This window comes from Nonomuraea sp. NPDC052129, assembly GCF_040680095.1.
In the GTDB taxonomy this organism is placed as follows: domain Bacteria; phylum Actinomycetota; class Actinomycetes; order Streptosporangiales; family Streptosporangiaceae; genus Nonomuraea.
In genome coordinates, this window is record NZ_JBFAVX010000007.1 from 156,746 (window position 1) to 176,685 (window position 19,940).

Here is a 19,940-nt window from a genome sequence, read left to right on the forward strand (position 1 = left end):
GACTGCAGGCGCCCCGTGTGCCGCTGAAAGGCGTACCGGTGAACGAACCGACATTCTCCACGGAGCACGACTACCGCGGCTCCGCGTTCAAACCGCTCTACGTCACGCGCGTCGCGGTGAGCGGCGGCAGTTCCGCCCACGGCCGGGCCACCGGCCGGGCCCGCTCCGCCGACGGCGTGCTCGACCTGGAGGTGCGGATGCCCGAGGAGCTGGGCGGCGACGCCACCGGCCCGAACCCTGAGCAGCTCTTCGCCGCCGGGTACGCCGCCTGCTTCCACGGCGCCCTCAGCCTGCTGGCCCGCCGGCACCTCCTCGACCCCGGATCGATCAACGTGGAGGTGACCGTCGCGTTCGGCCGCGACCCCGCCGACGGCGGCTACGAGCTACGCGCCGACCTGGTCGTGACCTGGCCCGGAGTCGAACGTGACACGGCCACCCCGCTGCTCGCCCAGGCGACCGCGCTGTCCCCGTACGCCAAGATGACCCGCCAGGGCATCCCAGGCACCATCAACCTCGCCCCTTGAGCACATGTGCCACGGCATTGCCGTCCGTACGCACCCGCGTGCGCGCCTGATCACCGATCCACAGGACGTCCGACAGCTCGGCGGCCGGAGAGCCGATGTCCGGCTCTCCGGCCGCCACGTAAAGACGCGGGGTCCGCTGCGGAGCGTGGCCTGGCGGCCAATGCCTGTTTACCCGCGTACACGCTGGTCAGGCCGGGTTTGAGCGCATAGGGCCGATGCTTTGCGGACGCATGTCCTTACGCCCACCCTCCGCCCTGTCGCCGATCAGTGAGCCTCTGGTTCAGGCAGTCGAAGCGCGTACAAGAGCCAGACCAGGGCGAAGCCGACCGCGAGTACGCCGAGCGCGCGCGTGGCCCCCGCCATGCCCAATGCGACGGTCAGCGGGGCCACCGCCAGCGACGACACCCCCTGCAGCCCCGACGACAGCCCGAAGGCGGTGACCATCACGCGGCCGCGGATGTGGTCGGGGCTGGCCAGTTGCAGCCCGTTGATGGCCAGGATGGCGCACGCGCCCACCCCGAGATGGCCGGCCATGGCGGCGGGTACGCCCGACCACAGCCCACCGGCCTGGGCCAGGGCGAGGTAGCCGAGCCCGAACACCGCCAGAGCGCCACCCGACACGATCAACCGCCGCCGTGCTGACGCCCCGATCAGCCGTCGGCCCACGAACGGCCCGAGCACGGCGCCCACCCCCTGTGCCATGTAGAGGACGCCGACTCCGGCTTCGGTGGTGCCGAACCGTTCGAGCGCGTAGACGGGCAGGAGACCGACCACGCCGTAGCACAGCCGCAGGCCCGCCGTCAGCAGGAGCAGGGCCGCCACGGTGGGAGTGGCGCGGATGAAGCGCCACAGTTCGGCGGTGTCGGTACGTACGCGCGTCCGGCGGGCCTCCGTCGCCGTGGAGAAGGGCCGGCGGATGCGGGCGATCAGGACGGCGGACGCGGCGAAGGAGGCGGCGTCGACCAGCAGCGTGGCCGTGCTGCCCCAGGCGGCCGTGGCCAGGCCGCCCAGCCCGGCGCCGAGCAGCAGGCCGGAGGAGTAGAGGCTGCCGAGCGCGGCCTGCGCGGTGGGCAGCCGGTCGGGGGCGACGAGGTTGGGGAGTACGACCTCGGGGATCGGGCTCGACACCGCGGCCGACACCGACAGCACGGCCAGCGAGACCAGCGCCATGGGGACCGACTCCAGGTGGAAGGCGGCGAGCAGGCCCGCGAGGGGGACGATGGCGGCCAGGTCGCAGGCGATGCGCAGGCGGCGGCGGTCCAGGCGGTCGGTCAGCGAGCCGATGAGCGGCATCAGCAGGATGCCGGGCAGCGACTCGACGGCGAACAGCAGGGCCGTCAGCCCGGCCGAGCCGGTGCGGTGGTAGACGAAGGCGTTCAGGGCGACGAAGGTGAACCAGTCGCCGGTCAGGCTGAGGGCGGAGGCGAGGAAGAGGCGGCGGAAGTCGGGGTTGCCGCGCAGCAGCGCGAGCAGCGAGTTTCCGGGCAGGCGGGGAGGAACGGATGACACCTGGTGACTCCAAGCAGCCAAGCCGTCCGGCCGGTCCTGGGCCGGACGGGCGAAGAGGGGGATCGCTTCGCGGGGGTGCCCGGCCGGTCATGGGCCGGGCGGCTGCTGATCAGTCACAGAGGTGTGGCATGGGTGGAGGTTAACGCACCGCGGGGCTCGGCGTCAGGAGCGGGCGAGGACCTCGTACTTGACCCTCATGACCCCGGACCCTGTGTCGCCGATGGCGGAGAAGGCGGCCGCCGAGAGGTCTAGGCAGCGTCCGCCCACGTACGGACCGCGGTCGTTGATGCGGACCGTGACCGAGTCGCCGTTCGCCGGGTTGGTGACGCGGACCTTGCTGCCGAGCGGGAGCGTCTTGTGGGCGGCGGTCATGGCCGACGGGTCGAAGCGTTCGCCGCTGGCGGTCATCTGCCCTTCGTCGTAGTAGGACGCGCCGCAGGTGCCCGAACTGAGGACGCGGGTCTTCAGCTTGGCGGCCTCGGTCTCCGCCTTGCGTACCGGCACCTTGCGAACCGGCTCGGTCTTCGCCTTCTCGACTGGCTTGTCGACCGGCCTTGCGGTCGGCGGCTGGGCGGCTTCGGCCTTCGGGAGAGAAGTGGCCTTGGGGCTGGATGAGGGCTTGGGGGCGGCCGGCTTGGTGCTGGGCTTGTTCGGCTCGGGGGTTTTGGGGGCGGGGGAAGGGGTGTCGGCCCTGGTGTACGTGGGGGACGGCGACACGTCCAGCGCGGCGGTGGGCTTGGGGGCGTCGTCGTTGGCGACGGCCGCCCAGGCGGTGGTCGAGGCGGCGGCTACGACGGCCGCACCGGCTGCGACGGTGACCCAACGGCGCTTGCCTGGAGCCTTCTTCTGGCTCTCCGGGTTCGGACGGCTCGGGTTGTAGGAGTGCTGGCCCAAGGTAAACCACAGTCCTAGCTAGGGGACAGGACAGGGAAAGGCCAGGTCGGGGCGGATATGGGGGCGCGCGTCGGCCGATCCCTCGCTCGGGGCGGGTGCCCCGCGAACGTGGTCGAACATATGCGACAAACAGCGAGTAAAGACAACTTAATGGGACATTCAGTGAAATATCTCACTTTGGTCACGAGTCGACCAGGACGCTGAGCGTACGCCGGGGATCTTGGGGCAGCCGGAAAACGCCGACTCTGTCACCTTGGGGATAGGTGAGGGCATCCCAACAGGAGTAGAGCCGTACCAAAAGGGTCAGAGCATGAGCGAGCGGACAGTCTCCACCGTGTCGGCGTCCGCAGCCCGCTTGTCGGGTCGGTACCTCAGCACCCGCGCGAACCGCAGTGCCATCCCCCCGGGATAGCGCGGCGACCGCTGCACCCCGTCGAAGGCGATCTCCACGACCAGCTCGGGCCGCAGACTGACGGTCCACTCGTCGGTGGGCCCCTCGGCCAGCTCCAGGAAGCGTTCGGTCTGCCAGGCGAGCAGCTCGTCGGTCAGCCCCTTGAACGTCTTGCCCAGCATCACGAACCCGCCGCTCTCCGGGTCGCGGGCGCCGAGGTGGAGGTTGGACAGCTTGCCTTCGCGGCGGCCGTGACCCCATTCGGCCGCGAGGACGACCAAGTCGAGCGTGTGCCGCGGCTTGACCTTGATCCACCCGGCGCCCCGGCGGCCGGCCGCGTAGGGGGAGGCCAGCGACTTGACGACCAGGCCCTCGTGACCGGCCTTGATCACGTCGATGAAGTACTTCTCCGCTTCCGGCACCTCGCCCGTGATGAGCCGTGGCGTGCGCAGACCGGGCGTGACGGTCCGGCCGAGGACCTCCTGGCGCTGGGCGTAGGGCAGGTCGAGCAGGTCGGCCCCGTCCACCCGCAGCGCGTCGAAGAAGAACACGCTCAGCGGCGTGTCCTCCCGCAGTCGCGGGACGCCGGTCTTGGTGGTCACCCTGCTGGCCGTCACCTGGAACGGGTGCGGCCGCCCGTCGGGCCGCAGCGCGATCACCTCGCCGTCGAGCACGAGATCGTCGCAGGCCAGGCCGAGCACGGCTTCCACGAGTTCGGGCACCTGCGCGGTGATGTCGTCGAGTGTGCGGGTGAACACGCGGACCTGGTCGCCGGAGCGGTGCGCCTGCACGCGTACGCCGTCGAGCTTCCACTCCAGCGCGGCCGGGGTGCCCGCCTTCTCCAGCGCGGCGGCGACGTTCGGGGCGCTGCCGGCGAGCATGGGCGAGACCGCCCGGCCCACCTCCAGCTTGAAGGCGTGCAACGCCGCCACGCCACCGGTCAGCGCCGCCGCGCCCACGGCGGGCAGCCAGCCGCGCAGCGTGAGCGCCCGCCGCACGTCGGCGGACGGCGCGCCCGACGCTTTGGCGATCGCCTCGATCATCACGCCGTCGAGGGCGCCCTGGCGCAGCTCGCCGCCGAGCAGCCGAAGCATGAACGCCTGCTCCTGGCTGGTCAGCCCGGCGAACAGCTCGGTGACCAGCGCCTTGCGGGCCGCCTGCGAGCCCTGGCCGGAGACGGACTTGATCTTCGACAGCAGGGCGTCGACGTGGGTCAGGGTGGCGGTGGCGGCGAGCTTGGCGGGAGGCGGATCCTGAAGGGTCCGCCAGCCCACGCCCACTTGACGCTGCGGGAGCTCACCCGACAGGTAGGAGATGGCGATCTCCGCCTCGTCGGCACCGACCCTGCCGAGCAGTTCGGCCAGATGGCCGACCTTGCCGAGCCGGGCGGACGTGCGCGTCACAGCCTCCGAAACCCGTACCACGTCGATCAACAGCACATGCCCTATGTTGCCGTACTTCGCCGACAAATCCGCCGCGCCAAGACCAGCATTTTGCCCGGCGATGGGCCCCCTGAGGGGTGGGGCGGGTGTGCGGCCCGCCCCAGGGTGTTAGCTGACGCCCAGGAGGTCGACGACGAAGATGAGCGTCTCTCCCGGCTTGATGCGGGCGCCGGCGCCGCGGTTGCCGTAGCCGAGGTGCGCGGGGATCACCAGCTTGCGGCGACCGCCCACCTTCATCCCGGCCACGCCCTGGTCCCAGCCGGCGATGACACGCCCGCCGCCGAGCGGGAACTCGAACGCCTCGCCGCGGTTCCACGACGCGTCGAACTCCTCGCCGGTCGAGAACGCGACACCCACGTAGTGGACGCTGACGTTCTGGCCGGGCTTGGCCTCGGGGCCGTTCCCCTCGACGATGTCGACGATCTCCAGGTCGGTGGGCGGGTTACCCTCCGGGAAGTCGATTTCCGGCTTCTCGAGTGCCACGAATTGCTCCTGTTACGAGTATTGGCGATCAGGAATGGACCCGACGACTCTATGCGGTCGGGATATGGTCATCGTTCATGGCCGCCCTTTCCGCCGATGCGATCCTGCTCACCGGGCGCGTCGCCGTGATCACCGGGGCGGCGCGGGGGATCGGGCGGGCGATCGCGGAGACGTTCGCGGCATTCGGGGCTCATGTCGCGATCTGCGACCGCGACAAGCCTCAGCAGAGCAGCGAGCTCGCGATGACCCTGGACGTACGGGATCCGGTGGCCGTGGAGGTGTTCGCGCAGGCCGTGCACGAGCGGTGGGGGCGTGTGGACATCCTGGTGAACAACGCGGGCGGGACCTTCCACGCCGCGTTCGCCGACACGACGGCCCGCGGCGAGCGGACCCTGATCGAGGAGAACTTCACGCAGGTCACCGGCATGATCCGCCGGATGCTGCCGATGATGGGCGCCGGGGCGTCGATCATCAACGTGACCTCCAGCGAGGCGCACCAGGCGGCGCCGGGGTTCGCGGTCTACGCGGCGATGAAGGCGGGGCTGGAGAGCCTGACGAAGTCGCTCGCGCTTGAGTTCGCGCCCCTGGGCATCAGGGTGAACGCCATCGCGCCCGACGGGCTCCCCACCGAGGGCGAGACACAGGTACAGGAGCGGATGGCGGACGGACCCTTCGAGCCGGTACGCCTGCCGCCGCTCGGGCACCTCGGGGAGCCGGCTGACGCGGCGGGCGCGGCGGTGTTCCTGGCCAGTGAGCTGGCCAGGTTCGTGACCGGCACGACGCTGCACGTCGACGGCGGGATCCACGCGGCAGGCGGCTGGCGCCGAACCTGAACCGCCCTACCCGCCCTACCAGCTCTGGTGCAGTGGCATGCCCTCGGTGTAGCCGGAGGCGCTCTGGATGCCGACCACCGCGCGCTCGTGCAGCTCCTCCAGGTTCGCCGCCCCCGCGTACGTGCACGAGGACCGCAGCCCGGCCACGATCGCGTCGATCTGGTCCTCCACGCTCGGCCGCCGCGGATCCAGGTACATGCGCGAGGTCGAGATCCCCTCCTCGAACAGCGCCTTCCTGGCCCGATCGAACGGGCTGTCCTCCGCCGTGCGCAGCCGCACGGCCCGCGCGGACGCCATGCCGAAGTTCTCCTTGTACCTGCGCCCGTCGGCGTCGGTGCGCGCGTCGCCGGGAGACTCGTACGTCCCGGCGAACCACGAGCCGATCATCACGTTGGCCGCGCCCGCGGCCAGGGCGAGCGCCACGTCACGCGGGTGCCGGACACCGCCGTCGGCCCACACGTGCCGCCCGAGCCGCCGCGCCTCCGCCGAGCATTCGAGCACGGCCGAGAACTGCGGCCGCCCCACCCCGGTCATCATCCGCGTCGTGCACATGGCGCCGGGGCCGACCCCCACCTTGAGGATGTCCGCGCCCGCGTCCACCAGGTCGCGCACGCCCTCGGCGGTCACCACGTTGCCCGCCGCCACCGGCACCCCCGGGTCCAGGGCCCGGACCGCGCGCAGGGCGGAGACCATCTTCTCCTGATGCCCGTGCGCGGTGTCGACCACCAGGCAGTCGATCCCGGCATCGAGCAGCTCCTTGGCCTTGGCCGCGACGTCGCCGTTCACGCCGACGGCGGCCGCGATGCGCAGCCGGCCGGCGGCGTCGAGCGCGGGCTGGTAGAGCGTGGCGCGCAGGGCGCCCGTGCGGGTCAGGATGCCGACCAGCCGGCCCTCGGCGTCCACGATGGGCGCCAGGCGGTGACGGCCCCCGTGCAGCCGGTCGAACGCCGCGCGCGGCTCAAGACCTGCCGGCAGCGTCAGCAGCTCGCTCGACATCACCTGCGACAGCTGCGTGTACATGTCGACGCCCTGGCAGTCGGCCTCGGTCACCACGCCGGTCGGCCGGTTGTCCCAGTCGACGACGATGACCGCGCCGTGGGCGCGCTTGGGCAGCAGCTGCATGGCCTCGCCGACCGTGTCGTGCGGCGTCAGCGTGAGCGGAGTGTCGTGGACCAGGTCGCGCTTCTTGACCCAGTCGACGACCTCCGTCACGACGTCGATGGGAATGTCCTGGGGGATCACGGTGATGCCGCCCCGGCGGGCGATCGTCTCGGCCATGCGCCGGCCGGCGACCGCGGTCATGTTCGCCACGACGATCGGAAGGGTGGTGCCCGTGCCGTCGTTCGTCGAAAGATCGACCGCGAGCCGGGAACCGACCGAGGAACGCGACGGGACCATGAACACGTCGCTGTACGTCAGGTCGTATTGCGGCTCGAGGCCGTTAAGGAACTTCACGTTCGTCCATCTTATGCGCTGGGTGGCTAATGAGGAGTTTCCCGATTGTTATGGCCATATGATCGGCCGGGATACTTAGGGGGATGGAGGGCCTGTGGAGGTCACTGAGAGAAACGAGCTGACAGTCGTCGGTATCGCCGTACGCACCTCGAACGCCGACGAGATCGACCCCGCCAGGGCGAAGCTGCCCGTGCTGTGGCAGCGGGCGGGCGCCCCCGGGGCGTTCGCGCACATTCCGGGACGCGTCGACGAGAACCTTTACGCGGTGCTGACCGACTACGAGGGCGACCATCACGGCGCCTACACGCAGATCGTCGGCATCGGCGTGCGGACGGTTCCCAGGCTGCCCGAGGGCATGGTCGCCGTACGGGTGCCCGCGGGCCCGGCCCTGCGGGTCGAGGCGCGCGGCCAGATGCCGCAGGCGATCGTCGACGCCTGGCAGCAGGTGTGGAAGCACACCGAGTCGGGCGGCACGCCCGCGCGGGCGTTCAGGACGGACCTTGAGGTGCACCACCCCGGTGGCGCGGACCTCTACATCGCCGTCTACTGATCGCTGAACCCGGGCCCGTTCGGGCTCGGGTCGTGGCCTCATGGAATCTCCCTTACCTATCGTTAAGTAATCTCTTGCGGATGTCGCGCCGGATCGCTTACCATCCGTTAGGTAAGGGGGGTCACCATGCAGATCCTGATCTCCGGCGCGAGTGTCGCCGGACCCGCGCTGGCGTACTGGCTCAACAGGTACGGTTTCGACGTCACCGTCGTGGAGCGCGCCCCGTCGCTCCGCAAGACGGGCGGCCACGCGATCGACCTGTTCAGGCCCGCGATGGACATCGTCGAGAAGATGGGCCTGATCGACCCGATCACCGCCAAGAAGACCGGCACGAACTGGCTCACCATGTATCGCGAAGGCCAGGAGGGGGCCGTGGAGCTGGACCTCCGGCGCGTCTTCACGGCCGTGTCGGACCGGCACGTCGAGATCATGCGCGACGACCTCAGCGAGATCTTCTACGACGCCACCCGCGCCGACGTCGAGTACGTCTTCGACGACTCCATCACCGCCATCGCCGAGGACGGCACGGTGACCTTCGAGCGCGGGGCGGCCAGGCGGTTCGACCTGGTCGTCGGCGCCGACGGGCTGCACTCGAACGTGCGCGGCCTGGTCTTCGGCCCCGAGTCGGGCTTCTCCACCTGGATCGGCGCGTACCTGGCCGTCTTCTCGGTGCCCAACTACCTCGACCTCGACGGCCGTATGGAGGGGCTGTCCGGCATCGGGCGGATGGCCGGTATGTACGGGGCGGCGCACATGTCCGACGCGCGGGCGGTGTTCCTGTTCAGGACGCCGGAGCAGCTCCAGTATCACCACCGCGACGTCGCCCGGCAGAAGGAGCTGCTGCGCGAGCGGTTCGCGGGGATGGGCTGGCAGGTTCCCCGGCTGCTGGCCGAGCTCGACCGCACCCCGGCCTTCTACTTCGACTCGATCACCCAGCTGCACCTCGACAACTGGTCGCGTGGCCGCGTCACGCTGGTCGGCGACGCGGGCTACTGCCCGGGACCGGCCGTGGGCGGCAGCACGAGCCTGGCCGTCGTCGGGGCGTACATCCTCGCGGGCGAGCTGGCCGCCGCACACGGCGACCACGAGCGCGCCTTCCCGGCCTACGAGGCCGAGATCGGTGAGTACGTACGGCGGAGCCGCACGTTCGCGGTCGGGGCGGCCAAGCGGATCGTGCCCGGCAACCGGTTCGACCTGTGGACGCTCACCCAGGCCGCGCGGCTGATCGGCCACCTGCCGGTCGCGGTGACCAAGGCCGCTACCAAGCTGGGCAGCAAGGGCATGCGGCTGCACGACTCGATCGCGTTGAAGGACTACTCGGCGTACGAGGGCGTGCGGCAGTAGAAACCGTGCGGCTGTAGAAGCTGTGCGCCAGTGGAAACGGCGCGAATAGACTGCGCGCCGTGCGTGCCGCCTATTTCGCCTTTGACCGGTTCCCTTCGAGCAAGGGGTCGGCGGTGCACATCGGACAGATGGCCGCCGAGTTGTTCGACCGGTTCGGGGGCGGGCTGCTGGGGGTGCTGGGCGGGGGCGGGCTGCCGCGTTACCAGCGCGAGGGCGATGTCCAGATCGCCAGGTTCGACGAGCAGATCCCCAACTTGATCGACCGGGCCGAGGCGTACTCGCACTGGGTCGCCCGCCACCTCGCGCCGCACCTGGAGACGCTGGAACTGGTCCACGTGCGCGACCCCTGGAGCGCGCTGCCGGTGCTCGGCCACCGGCACAAGGTGGTGTACGAGGTGAACGGGCTGCCGTCCATCGAGCTGCCGCACACCTGGCCCCAGGCGGCCCCCGCCACGGTGGCCAAGTTGCGGCGGCTGGAGGCGCACTGCCTGGAACAGGCGAACGCGATTGTCGTGCCATCGAGCGTCATCGGGGACGCCATCCGCAAAATGGGGATAAATCCGGAAAAGGTGTTCCTCGTTCCGAACGCCGCCAACCCCGTCACCCCGGCACCGACCGCACCGACCGCCGCGCCCGAGCACTACCTGATCTACGTAGGCGCCCTCCAGCGCTGGCAGGGCGTGGACGTGCTGCTCCGTGCCTTCGCCAGGTTGGCCGACCTGACCGAGCTGCGGCTGGTCGTCTGCTCCTCCGTCCCGGAACGCCGCGCCAAACCTCTCCAGCGCCTCGCCGACCGCCTGGGGGTGGCCGAGCGGATCGTGTGGCGGTTCACGCTGCCCCACGACGAGGTGGCCGGCTGGCTGGCCGGCGCGGCCGTGTCCGCCGCCCCGCTCACCGCCTGCCCGCGCAACCTCGACCAGGGCTGCGCCCCGCTCAAGATCCTGGAGTCGATGGCGGCCGGCACGCCGGTGGTGGCCTCGGACCTGCCGGCCGTACGAGAGATCCTGGGGGAGGACGGGCGGCTGGTCGCGCCCGATCGGCCCGCCGAGCTGGCTCGCGCGATCCGGACCCTCCTGGAGTACCCCGAACAGGCGCGGGTGATGGCGGAGCGGGCCAGGGGCAGGGTGCCCAGCTGGGCTGATTCCCGGGCGAGGCTCGCCGAGGTTTATCGCCGTGTGTAGTGTTTCGAGCCATGTTCTGGCGGAAGACACGGGCGGCGATCGCCGGGTTCCACCCGCTGCACCAGACCCTCATCTGGGAGCACACGCTCTCGGCCACGCTGCCCAAGGCGGAATGGGCGGCGCTGCTGGCCAGCCTCTCCCGGCATCGCGGGCTCGTCCGGCGGCCCAAGTGGCGGCTGCCCGCGCGTACGGAGAGCCTGCTCGTGCCGCTGATCAGGGTGCTCTGTGAAGACGTCGGCGGCGGCGTGGTCGGCATCACCGCCGATCTGCGCGGCCACGGCGTCCCGGGCAAGGAGAGCCCGCGCCGGTCCCTGCCGGTCGTACGACCCGTGCGCCGGGCCGAGGAGTGGTGGGTGCGCGATCCGTGGCTCAGCGTCCGCTCGGAGTTACGCGACGGCAGCGTGCTCACGCTCGCTGTCACCGACCTGGTCAGGCGCCGCCGGGTCGTCAAGGTCAATCCGCGGGGCAAGCACAAGACCAAGACCAAGACGAAGGCCGTACAGCACATTCGGACCAGCCGCTCGCTGGCCAAGGGTCAGGTGCCGGCGCGGCCGGGCAGCCCGCCGCCGTGGTGGATCCAGGTGAAGGTCCGTCCGGGCGTGAAGACCGTGATCAGGGCCGCCGCCAAGGTGCCGCTGCCCGCCGAGCGTGACCAGCTCGGGGCGATCATGACGGTGGCGACCGAACCGTTCAGGTGGACGCAAAGGAGGCGGGCCGCGTGATCCCGTGCATGGTGAGCACCGGATTCTTCGTGCTCGGCCGCTGCGGCCGGGCGCCGGTCGCCGCCTGCGCCGGGTGCGGCAGGCCGATCTGCGACCGGCACGTCGGACCTGGCGGCGTCTGTCCCGAGTGCGCGACCGCCCAGGGCTATGGCTCCGCCTACGACCCGTTCTGGACCAGCGGCTTCCGCCGCGACCACTACCAGAGCACCTCCTCCACCTACCAGGACCCCGGCTGGTACGGCACGTTCGACGACTACGACAGAGGCGCCTTCGACCCCGAGGACCAGGGCGACTTCGGTGACTTCGGCGATGGCGACGAGCGCGATTTCGTGGACAGCTGATGCGGCTGCTGTGGCTGACCGAGCACTACCCGCCGAGCAGGGGCGGCATGGCCGAGTCCTGCGACAGGATCGTCAGGGGCCTGCGTGATGCGGGCGTGGAGATCGACGTCGCGCACCTGACCAGGCGGGATCGGCCCTGGCAGACCGGCGGCGAGCGGGGCGGGCGGCTGCTCACCGTGCCGCTGGAGGACAATCCCGAGCACGCGCTGCGCCGGTTGTGGACCGTGCTGCGGGGGGAGTCGTACACGCACGTGGTGGCGTTCGGCGGCACGTACGCCATGCTCGGTGCCCCGATCCTGGCCGCGTGGCTCGGCGTCCCGCTGGTGACGCTGCTGCGCGGCAACGACTTCGACACCGGTGTCTTCTCGCTGCGCCGCAGGGGCGCCCTGCTCGACGCGTTACGGGCCTCGGCCACGGTGTGCGTGGTGGCCTCCGGGCACGCGCCGCTGGTGTCCGCGCTGGTTCCGGAAGCGCGGGTGCGGTGGGTGGCCAACGGCATCGACACCGCCGGCTGGCAGATCCTGCCCTCCGAACGCGCGGCGGGCCTGGCCAGGCGGGCCGCCGCCGGCCGGCGCACGATCGGGCTCATCGGGCAGCTCAAGAACAAGAAGGGCGTCGGCTTCCTGCTCGACGCGCTGGCCGCCTCCGGGCACGCGGACCTGTTCCACCTGCTGCTCGTCGGGGAGCTGGAGGCGGACCTGACCGTGCCGGCCGGGCACACGCGGCTGCCCTTTCTCGACCGGTACGAGCTGCCCGCGCTCTACGCCGCATGCGACCTGGTCGCGCTGCCCTCGTTCTACGACGGGCTGCCGAACGTGGCCCTGGAGGCCGCGGCCCTCGGCGTCCCGCTGCTCGCCTCCGACGCGGGCGGGCTGGCCGACCTGGTCGACGACGAGATCGGCTTCCGCTTCGCCGCCGGGGACCCACATGAGTGCCGGGCGGCGGTCGACCGGGCCGCGCGGGCCACGGACGAGCAACTGGCCAAGCTCGGCACGGCGGCGGCCGAGCGGGTACGCAGGGACTTCACGGTGACCGCCGAGACGGAGGGCTACCTGCGGGTCTTCCGCGAGAGCACCCGATTGGCCGCTCCGCCCGACGGCACCGGATTGTCCGCCCCGCCGAACCGCACATGATCGTCTGCTACGCCAGAGGCGGCGGGCTCGGCCATCTCACGCGGGTCCGGGCCTACCTGCACACGGTCCATCCGGGCGCCGCGGCCACGATCCGCACCGAGTGGCCGCGCGACCCGGCCGTGCTCGCGCGGGCCGACGAGATCGTGGTGGACGCCTTTCCCGCCGGGCTCGACGGCGAGATCGAGGCGGCGGTGCCGCCGGGGACGCGTGTCGTGCACCTGGCCAGGCTGCTGCGCTGGGACGCCTACCGGCCGCTGATCCCGGCCCGGCCGTTGCGCTTCCACCGGACGTGGCTGGCCGAGCCGGTGAGCGATTCCCACCTGGCCTACCTGGAGTCGGTGTCGGACGAGGTGGTCCCGCTGGCACTGGCCGATCCACCGGCCCCGCCCGCCACAGCGCCGGGGGACTGGCTGACGGCTTCGGGGGACTGGCTGATCGTGCATTCCGGGCCGCCGGGCGAGATCCTGGAGCTGGTGGCGTACGCCCGCGAGAGCGCCGTCCTCGAAGGTCTCAGCCCGCGCCTCGTGCTCGTCTCGCCCGCCGCGCCGCCCGGCCTGCCCGCCGGAGTGGCGCACCTCGCCGTCCGTCCGGCCTGGCCGCTGTTCGCCACGGCCGGCCGCATCGTCTCCGCCGCCGGGTTCAACGTGGTACGGCAGGCCGCGCCGTACCGGCACAAGCATCGGATGGTGCCCTTCCCCCGCCGCTTCGACGACCAGTTCACCCGCGCGGCGAGAGCACGACGGGAAAGGACGTGACGCCGCGCACGAACGCGTTGGGCAGGATGCGCGGGCCCGCGTCGTCGGCCCAGGCGGCCGAGCCCACCCGGTCGATCCACTCCTCGAAGAAGATCCGTAACTCCAGCCGGGCCAGGGACGCGCCCAGGCAGAAGTGGGTTCCCAGGCCGAACGCGATGTGCCCGCCCGGCTTGCGCGTCACGTCGAACACCTCCGGGCGGTCGAACACCGACTCGTCCCGGTTCGCCGAGCCGTACATGAGCAGCACCTGCTGGCCTCGGCCGATGCGCTGCCCGTGGAGCTCGGTGTCGCGGGTGGCCGAGCGGCACATGTTCAGGATCGGGGTGGTCCAGCGGATGAACTCCTCCACGGCGTTCTCGATCAGGCCGCGGTCCTCGCGCAGCAGCCGCCACTGGTCCGGGTGCCGGATCAGCGCGTCGATCGCGGTCGCGATGACCGTACGGGTGGTCTCCGCGCCGCCGTCGAGCAGCAGCAGCGCCTCGTTCGCCAGGTGGTCGTCGTCATAGGCGGCCCGGCCGGACCAGAGGGTCACCAGGTCGTCGGCCGGGCACACCCGGCGTTCGGCGGCCAGGGCGAGTACGGCCTCGCCGAACTCGCCCGCGGCGACCGCGGCCTCGTGCGTGACGTAGCGCAGGCCGCCGCCCGCCACGATCGTGGTCTCCGACCAGTGCTTGAGCCGCGGCCAGTCCGCGTCGGGGAAGCCGAGCAGCCAGCCGATCATGCGGGCGGGCAGCGGTGCGGCCAGGGCGGGCACCGCGTCGACGGTGCCGGCCTCCAGGGCCTGGTCGATCAGCTCGACGACGACCTCGCGGACGCGGGCGGCGTAGCGCTCGTGAACGTAGCGCGGTGTGAAGCGGCGGTAGACGAGGCGGCGGTGCTCGGCGTGCTCCGGGTCGTCCATGCCGATCATCGACGGATCGGAGGGCAGCTGGGGGCGGTAGCCGCCGGTGCTGGTCCACAGGCCGGGATCGCGCTCGATGGCCGTGATGTCGGCGTGGCGGGAGATGCCCCACAGCCCGTTGGCGGCGTCGTGGTGGACGGGGGAGTGCTCGCGCAGCCAGGCGTAGACGGGTGCCGGGTCGCCCGCGTACAGGGCGCCGTCGAGCAGGTCGGGGTTCATGTCAGGCCAGCACCCCCTGGGAGCGCAGCTTCTCCGCGGCCTCGGCGCTCAGGCCCCAGGCGGACAGGTCGGCGAGCCGGGTGGCGGGTGAGAGGTCCTGGTCCGGTACGCCGAGCAGGCGCGGCGCGGGTACCGGCTGGCTGAGCCCGCCGACGTCGGCGAAGGCGCCCCTGGCCACGTTGTGCGGATGCCGGACGGCCTCCTTCATGGACAGGACCGGCGACACACACGCGTCCGAGCCGTCGAACACCGCCTCCCACTCCGCCCGCGTCCGCGACCTGAACTCCTCGGCCAGGCGGGCCTTGAGCGCCGGCCACTGCTTCTTGTCGCCGCGGTCCGGCAGGTCCGTCAGCCCCATCCGGGTCACCATCGCGTTCCAGAACTGCGGCTCCAGCGAGCCGACCGCCATGAACTCCCCGTCGGCCGTCTCATAGGTGTCGTAGTGGGGCGCGCCGGTGTCCAGCAGGTTCGTGCCGCGCGGGCCCCAGAAGCCGCTCTGCACGCCGTGGTAGAACATCGCGAACAGGATCGCGGCGCCGTCCACCATGGCCGCGTCGATCACCCGGCCCTTGCCGGTGCGTTCCCGCTCGAACAGGGCGAGCAGCACGCCGTACGCGAGCATGAGGCCGCCGCCGGCGAAGTCGCCCAGGATGTTGATCGGCGGCGTCGGCTTGTCCTCCGCGCGGCCGAGCATCGACAGGATGCCGGAGATCGCGATGTAGTCGATGTCGTGGCCCGCGGTGGTGGCGAGCGGCCCGTCCTGTCCCCAGCCGGTCATCCGGCCGTAGATCAGCCGCTCGTTCACCGCGTGGAGGTCGGCGGGGCCGATGCCGAGCCGTTCCGCCACTCCGGGCCGGAAGACCTCGATGACGACGTCGGCGTTCCTCGCCAGTTCCTTGAGCGCGGCGACGCCCTCGGGCGACTTCAGGTCCAGGCCGATGGTGTGCTTGCCGCGGTCCATGACGTCCGTGCGCGGCTCGTCGGAGACGGCGGCCACGCGATCGACGCGCAGCACGTCGGCGCCGTGGTCGGCGAGCATCATCCCGGCGAACGGGCCCGGCGCGAGCCCCGCGAGCTCCAGCACCCGGATCCCGGCGAGCGGGCCCTGTCGGCCTTCAGACATCGGCATCTCCTACGACTCGGCTGGCCTCAGTAGAACAACATTCGGTGACCTCTGGCAAGACGCCTTCCCGACCTCCGGGCAGACATACGCGAGGTATGGGAAACTTGCCCACTGTTCGGGTGGGTCTACAAGGGTTGGACATGGTTTCGGATAGCAACCAGCTGGTGGCCAAGCGCTACCAGTTACTGCGCGAACTGGGGCGCGGCGGTATGGGCGTGGTCTGGGAAGGCCGCGACACACTGCTCAACCGGCAGATCGCCGTTAAGGAAGTGCTCCTGCCCGAGGGACTGCCCCGGGCCGACCAGGAACGGCAGCTGCTCCGTACCGCCCGCGAGGCGCGTATGGCGGCACGGCTGAACCACCCGTCCGTCGTCGCGATCTACGACGTGGTCGAGGAGGACGGCCGGCCGTGGATCATCATGGAGCTGGTACGCCACCCCTCGGTGGAGGAGGTCGTCGCCACCTCCGGCGCCCTTCCGGTACGGCAGGCGGCCGACGTGGGCCGGCAGGTGCTGTCGGCGTTGCGGGCCGCGCACGAGGTCGGGATCCTGCACCGCGACGTCAAGCCGAGCAACATCCTGCTCACCGACGACGGCCGGGCCGTGCTCACCGACTTCGGCATCGCCACCGCCGAGGGCGACGCCTCGCTGACCCAGACCGGGATGGTGACCGGCTCGCCGAGCTTCCTGGCTCCCGAACGAGTGCGCGCGGCCGAGTCCGGGCCCGCCTCCGACCTGTGGTCGCTCGGGGCCACGCTCTACGCCACGCTGGTCGGCCGGTCGCCGTTCGAGCGCGGCGATCCCATGGCCACGCTGAACGCGCTGCTGAGCGACGAGCCGGACTACCGCCGGATCCCGCCGATCATGCACCCGATCCTGCAAGGGCTGCTGCGCAAGGAGCCGCACGAACGGGTCAACGCCGAGCAGGCCGACGCGCTGCTGGCCGCCATCGTCGCCGCCAAGCAGCCGAACGCCGACCGGGTCGTGGTGGAGCCGAAGCCGCCGCGCGGCGGCCGTACCCTCCTCGCGGCGGCAGCGGCGGCGGTGCTGGTGGTCGGGGGCGGCGGGTTCGCCTTCTTCAAGCTCAGCGGGTCGGCGGAAGGCGCGCCGCGCGTCACGCAGAGCGCCGTGGCCAGCGCGCCGCCGAGCACGCCACCGCCCAGCACCGAGACCAGCGCGACGCCCACCCCCACCCCGACGCCCACCCCGACCAGGGTGGTGGCGACGGTACGGGCCTGGAAGTCGCCCGACGGCTGGTCCATCATGCGGCCCATCGGCTGGAGGGGCGCCCGCAAGGAGGCCTATACCGAGTGGACGCGCCGGGACCGGAGCGGGCACTTCGGCGTCCAGGCCATCTACGTCAACCCCGACCCGAACCAGATCATCCGCGACTCGCAGGAGACCGCCGGGCAGAACGACCAGGACGTTCGGACCCTGCGCCGCAGGTCCGTCACCCACCAGGGGACCAAGGCCGTGGAATGGGAGTTCACCTACACGGCGGGTCCGACCGGCGACGCGCCGTGGAGCACGCAGGGCGTGAAGTACCACGAGGTGCAGCGGGCGGTGGCGATCGGGGATACCGCCTACGTCCTGTCGTGGACGGCCACCGAGGCGCGGTGGAAACAAGACCAGGGGTTGATGCGGCAGGTGATCGCCAGCTTTACGGTAGCGGCATGACGCCTTGGAATCTGCTCGCGCTGGCGCCGCTCCCCGAGGAGGTGCTGCGGCAGTTGCTCGCGCCGCTCGGTGACCGGGTGGCCGTGCGGGTGCCGTCGGCCCGCGACCGCGCCGCGCTCCTCGCCTCGCTGGCCGAGGCGGAGATCGTGCTCGGCGACTGGACGGCGCTGCTGGCGCTCGACGCCGAGGCGGTGGCCGCCGCGCCCCGGCTGGCCTTCGTCCAGCAGCCCTCGGTCGGCGTCGACGGCCACGATCTGGCCGCGCTGGCCGCCGCGGGCGTGCCGCTGGCCAACACGGCGGGCGTCAGCGCCGTCGCGGTGTCCGAGTGGTGCCTGGCCGCCGCCCTGTCACTGTCGCGCAAGCTCGCCGAGGCCGACGCCGCCGTCCGCGCGGGCCACTGGCCGCAGCAGGACCTGCGGCCCCGCGAGCTGCACGGCCGGCAGGTCGGCATCGTCGGCTACGGTCCGATCGGCGCGGCCTGCGCCCGGCTGTTCCGGGCGTTCGGCTGCCAGGTGTCCTACTGGACCCGCACGCCTCGCGCGGAGCCGGGCTACCAGGAGCTGGCGCCGCTGCTGTCCGACTCCGACGTGGTCGTCGTGGTGATCGCGCTGTCCGACGAGACGCGTGGCCTGATCGACCCCAGGCGGCTGAAGCAGGGGGCGTTACTGGTCAACGCGGCCAGGGGCGGGGTCGTCGACCAGGCGGCGCTGGCCGGCGCGCTCACCGACGGGCACCTCGGCGGCGCCGCGCTCGACGTGTTCGACACCGAGCCCCTGCCCGACGGCGACCCGCTGCGCGAGATCGACGGCGTGCTGCTGTCGCCGCACGTCGCCGGAGTGACGCCAGAGTCCACCGGACGCCTGCTCACGGCCACGATGGCCAACCTCACGGCCGCGCTGGACGGCCACGAGGTGGCCAACGTGATCAACGGTGTATCGCCGATCATCCGCCGGAAATTTCCGAGTTCGCCCACCGCGTAGGCATTCGACCGGGCACGATAAACAGTTTTCGTGTCTTTAACGACCCCGGTCTGGTCGATGTCAGTCCAGGGAGATACCTTCTTCAGGACGATCTCTACCGGCTCAAGGGGGTGCTTCCGTGACGACAACGATGTCGACACACCGACGGGCAGTAGAGCACATCAGGCAGTCGTACGCGGAGATCCCGGGGGACGCTTCGCCCCGGCTGTCCAAGGCCACGTCCAACCTCTTCAGATTCCGCGACTCGGGCAAGACCGCCAAGCTCTCCGCCAGGGAGCTCGACGAGGTCATCAGTGTCGACCCGGTGACGATGACGGCCGAGGTCCAGGGCATGACGACCTACGAGCACCTGGTCGACGCCACGCTGCCGCACGGGCTCATGCCCTATGTGGTGCCCCAGCTCAAGACGATCACGCTGGGCGGCGCGGTGACGGGGCTCGGGATCGAGTCGACCAGCTTCAAAGACGGGCTGCCGCACGAGTCGGTCGAGGAGCTCGAGATCCTGACCGGCGACGGCCGCATCGTCGTCGCCCGCGACGACAACGAGCACCGCGACCTGTTCCGGGCCTTCCCCAACTCCTACGGCACGCTCGGCTACGCCCTGCGCATCAGGATCAAGCTCAGGAAGGTCCAGCCCTACGTCAAGCTGACGCACGTCAAGTTCACCGACGCCGACAAGTGCATGCTGGCCATGCAGGAGATCTGCGACAGCATGGAGCATGACGGAGAGCCCGTCGACTTCATCGACGGTGTCTTCTTCGAGCCAGGGGAGATGTATCTCACGGTCGGCCGCTTCGCCGAGCGTGCGCCCTACACCTCCGACTACACCGGCATGCGGATCTATTACCAGTCCATCAGGCAGCGCAACCGCGACTGGCTGAGCATCCGCGACTACCTGTGGCGCTGGGACACCGACTGGTTCTGGTGCTCGCGTGCCTTCGGCGTGCAGCAGCCGATGGTCCGCTCGCTGATGCCGCGCCGCTGGATGCGCTCCGACGTCTACCGGCGGCTGGTCGCGCTCGACCGGAAATACGGGGTGGTCGCGCGCGTCGACAGATGGCGCGACCAGCCCGTTCAGGAATCGGTCATCCAGGACGTCGAGACCCCGGTCGAGCGGGGTGCGGAGTTCCTGGAGTTCTTCCACGACAAGGTCGGCATGACGCCGGTGTGGATGTGCCCGCTGCGGGCCTCCTCCCGCTGGCCGCTCTACCCCCTGGAGCCCGGCAAGCTGTACGTGAACTTCGGCTTCTGGGGAATGGTGCCACTGCCACGGGGGCAGTTCGACGGTTATTACAACCGTCTCATCGAGAACTCTGTGCACGAGCTCGACGGGCACAAGTCGCTTTACTCGACTTCTTTCTACGCCCGTGAGCAGTTCTGGCAGCTGTACAACGGCGATGCTTACTGGCCGGTCAAGCAGGAATACGACCCGAACGGCCGAATGCTTGACCTGTACGACAAGTGTGTACGGGGAAGGTGAGCAG

Annotated in this window: 19 protein-coding genes; 12 read left to right on the forward strand and 7 right to left on the reverse strand. The window is 71.0% G+C overall.

Annotation, left to right across the window (positions count from 1 at the left end):
• Nucleotides 1-38: 38 nt before the first annotated feature.
• The gene (locus tag AB0L53_RS18775; protein ID WP_363994977.1) at nucleotides 39-524 is read left to right on the forward strand and encodes an Ohr family peroxiredoxin; all 486 of its coding nucleotides are present in this window, start codon (nucleotides 39-41) and stop codon (nucleotides 522-524) included.
• A 264-nt stretch (nucleotides 525-788) separates the two neighbouring features.
• Here AB0L53_RS18775 and AB0L53_RS18780 read toward each other — a convergent pair whose 3' ends face one another.
• From AB0L53_RS18780 to AB0L53_RS18795, 4 genes are all read right to left on the reverse strand, one after another.
• Nucleotides 789-2,033: an MFS transporter gene (locus AB0L53_RS18780; protein ID WP_363994980.1), complete on the reverse strand. Its 1,245-nt coding sequence runs from the start codon at nucleotides 2,031-2,033 to the stop codon at nucleotides 789-791.
• Between the two features lie 162 nt (nucleotides 2,034-2,195).
• On the reverse strand, nucleotides 2,196-2,927 hold the full coding sequence (locus AB0L53_RS18785; RefSeq protein ID WP_363994983.1) for a septal ring lytic transglycosylase RlpA family protein: 732 nt from the start codon (nucleotides 2,925-2,927) through the stop codon (nucleotides 2,196-2,198).
• Between the two features lie 303 nt (nucleotides 2,928-3,230).
• Nucleotides 3,231-4,757 (reverse strand): ATP-dependent DNA ligase, encoded by a 1,527-nt coding sequence (locus AB0L53_RS18790; protein WP_363994986.1) that lies wholly within the window; start codon nucleotides 4,755-4,757, stop codon nucleotides 3,231-3,233.
• Between the two features lie 111 nt (nucleotides 4,758-4,868).
• Entirely contained in the window at nucleotides 4,869-5,243 is a 375-nt protein-coding gene (locus AB0L53_RS18795) for an FKBP-type peptidyl-prolyl cis-trans isomerase (protein ID WP_363994989.1), read from the reverse strand.
• A gap of 77 nt (nucleotides 5,244-5,320) precedes the next feature.
• On the opposite strand from AB0L53_RS18795, the gene AB0L53_RS18800 reads away from it, so the two are divergent.
• Nucleotides 5,321-6,076, forward strand: coding sequence for an SDR family oxidoreductase (locus AB0L53_RS18800; RefSeq protein WP_363994992.1), 756 nt, complete (start codon nucleotides 5,321-5,323; stop codon nucleotides 6,074-6,076).
• Between the two features lie 15 nt (nucleotides 6,077-6,091).
• Here AB0L53_RS18800 and AB0L53_RS18805 read toward each other — a convergent pair whose 3' ends face one another.
• On the reverse strand, nucleotides 6,092-7,531 hold the full coding sequence (locus AB0L53_RS18805) for a GuaB1 family IMP dehydrogenase-related protein (RefSeq protein ID WP_363994995.1): 1,440 nt from the start codon (nucleotides 7,529-7,531) through the stop codon (nucleotides 6,092-6,094).
• 94 nt (nucleotides 7,532-7,625) lie between these two features.
• Between AB0L53_RS18805 and AB0L53_RS18810 the strand changes: the two genes are divergently transcribed.
• The 7 genes from AB0L53_RS18810 (at nucleotide 7,626) to AB0L53_RS18840 (ending at nucleotide 13,557) form a co-directional block, all read left to right on the forward strand.
• Nucleotides 7,626-8,081, forward strand: coding sequence for a GyrI-like domain-containing protein (locus AB0L53_RS18810; protein WP_357940082.1), 456 nt, complete (start codon nucleotides 7,626-7,628; stop codon nucleotides 8,079-8,081).
• A 126-nt stretch (nucleotides 8,082-8,207) separates the two neighbouring features.
• Nucleotides 8,208-9,425 (forward strand): FAD-dependent monooxygenase, encoded by a 1,218-nt coding sequence (locus AB0L53_RS18815; protein WP_363994998.1) that lies wholly within the window; start codon nucleotides 8,208-8,210, stop codon nucleotides 9,423-9,425.
• A 59-nt stretch (nucleotides 9,426-9,484) separates the two neighbouring features.
• Entirely contained in the window at nucleotides 9,485-10,606 is a 1,122-nt protein-coding gene (locus tag AB0L53_RS18820; protein WP_363995001.1) for a glycosyltransferase, read from the forward strand.
• 11 nt (nucleotides 10,607-10,617) lie between these two features.
• Nucleotides 10,618-11,328 (forward strand): hypothetical protein, encoded by a 711-nt coding sequence (locus tag AB0L53_RS18825; RefSeq protein ID WP_363995004.1) that lies wholly within the window; start codon nucleotides 10,618-10,620, stop codon nucleotides 11,326-11,328.
• A complete protein-coding gene (locus tag AB0L53_RS18830) occupies nucleotides 11,325-11,669 on the forward strand; it encodes a hypothetical protein (protein ID WP_357940089.1) in 345 nt (114 codons plus the stop codon). Before AB0L53_RS18825 ends, AB0L53_RS18830 begins: the two co-directional genes overlap by 4 nt.
• Nucleotides 11,669-12,802 carry a glycosyltransferase family 4 protein gene (locus AB0L53_RS18835; protein WP_363995007.1) on the forward strand — a complete coding sequence of 378 codons (1,134 nt, stop codon included), beginning with the start codon at nucleotides 11,669-11,671 and terminating at the stop codon, nucleotides 12,800-12,802. The genes AB0L53_RS18830 and AB0L53_RS18835 overlap by 1 nt, the downstream gene beginning before the upstream one ends.
• Nucleotides 12,799-13,557, forward strand: a complete 759-nt coding sequence (locus AB0L53_RS18840; RefSeq protein ID WP_363995010.1) for a hypothetical protein — start codon at nucleotides 12,799-12,801, stop codon at nucleotides 13,555-13,557. The genes AB0L53_RS18835 and AB0L53_RS18840 overlap by 4 nt, the downstream gene beginning before the upstream one ends.
• On the opposite strand, the gene AB0L53_RS18845 is transcribed toward AB0L53_RS18840, so the two are convergent.
• Nucleotides 13,520-14,677: a cytochrome P450 gene (locus AB0L53_RS18845; RefSeq protein WP_363995013.1), complete on the reverse strand. Its 1,158-nt coding sequence runs from the start codon at nucleotides 14,675-14,677 to the stop codon at nucleotides 13,520-13,522. The two genes, AB0L53_RS18840 and AB0L53_RS18845, sit on opposite strands and share 38 nt — an antisense overlap.
• A gap of 1 nt (nucleotide 14,678) precedes the next feature.
• The gene (locus AB0L53_RS18850) at nucleotides 14,679-15,800 is read right to left on the reverse strand and encodes a CaiB/BaiF CoA-transferase family protein (protein ID WP_363995016.1); all 1,122 of its coding nucleotides are present in this window, start codon (nucleotides 15,798-15,800) and stop codon (nucleotides 14,679-14,681) included.
• A 140-nt stretch (nucleotides 15,801-15,940) separates the two neighbouring features.
• On the opposite strand from AB0L53_RS18850, the gene AB0L53_RS18855 reads away from it, so the two are divergent.
• The 3 genes from AB0L53_RS18855 to AB0L53_RS18865 all read left to right on the forward strand — a co-directional run bounded on the left by AB0L53_RS18855 (nucleotide 15,941) and on the right by AB0L53_RS18865 (nucleotide 19,936).
• Nucleotides 15,941-17,476 carry a serine/threonine-protein kinase gene (locus AB0L53_RS18855; RefSeq protein WP_363995019.1) on the forward strand — a complete coding sequence of 512 codons (1,536 nt, stop codon included), beginning with the start codon at nucleotides 15,941-15,943 and terminating at the stop codon, nucleotides 17,474-17,476.
• Nucleotides 17,473-18,456, forward strand: a complete 984-nt coding sequence (locus AB0L53_RS18860) for an NAD(P)-dependent oxidoreductase (RefSeq protein WP_363995022.1) — start codon at nucleotides 17,473-17,475, stop codon at nucleotides 18,454-18,456. The genes AB0L53_RS18855 and AB0L53_RS18860 overlap by 4 nt, the downstream gene beginning before the upstream one ends.
• 130 nt (nucleotides 18,457-18,586) lie before the next feature.
• Nucleotides 18,587-19,936: an FAD-binding oxidoreductase gene (locus tag AB0L53_RS18865; protein ID WP_363995473.1), complete on the forward strand. Its 1,350-nt coding sequence runs from the start codon at nucleotides 18,587-18,589 to the stop codon at nucleotides 19,934-19,936.
• Nucleotides 19,937-19,940: the final 4 nt, after the last annotated feature.

What these genes read in the sequence shown, in the direction of transcription:
- AB0L53_RS18835 (WP_363995007.1), top strand. Translation starts at nt 11,669, where the DNA reads ATGCGGCTGCTGTGGCTGACCGAGCACTACCCGCCGAGCAGGGGCGGC.
- AB0L53_RS18800 (WP_363994992.1), top strand. Translation starts at nt 5,321, where the DNA reads ATGGCCGCCCTTTCCGCCGATGCGATCCTGCTCACCGGGCGCGTCGCC.
- AB0L53_RS18840 (WP_363995010.1), top strand. Translation starts at nt 12,799, where the DNA reads ATGATCGTCTGCTACGCCAGAGGCGGCGGGCTCGGCCATCTCACGCGG.
- AB0L53_RS18860 (WP_363995022.1), top strand. Translation starts at nt 17,473, where the DNA reads ATGACGCCTTGGAATCTGCTCGCGCTGGCGCCGCTCCCCGAGGAGGTG.
- AB0L53_RS18845 (WP_363995013.1), bottom strand. Translation starts at nt 14,677, where the DNA reads ATGAACCCCGACCTGCTCGACGGCGCCCTGTACGCGGGCGACCCGGCA.
- AB0L53_RS18855 (WP_363995019.1), top strand. Translation starts at nt 15,941, where the DNA reads ATGGTTTCGGATAGCAACCAGCTGGTGGCCAAGCGCTACCAGTTACTG.
- AB0L53_RS18850 (WP_363995016.1), bottom strand. Translation starts at nt 15,800, where the DNA reads ATGTCTGAAGGCCGACAGGGCCCGCTCGCCGGGATCCGGGTGCTGGAG.
- AB0L53_RS18825 (WP_363995004.1), top strand. Translation starts at nt 10,618, where the DNA reads ATGTTCTGGCGGAAGACACGGGCGGCGATCGCCGGGTTCCACCCGCTG.
- AB0L53_RS18865 (WP_363995473.1), top strand. Translation starts at nt 18,587, where the DNA reads ATGTCGACACACCGACGGGCAGTAGAGCACATCAGGCAGTCGTACGCG.
- AB0L53_RS18815 (WP_363994998.1), top strand. Translation starts at nt 8,208, where the DNA reads ATGCAGATCCTGATCTCCGGCGCGAGTGTCGCCGGACCCGCGCTGGCG.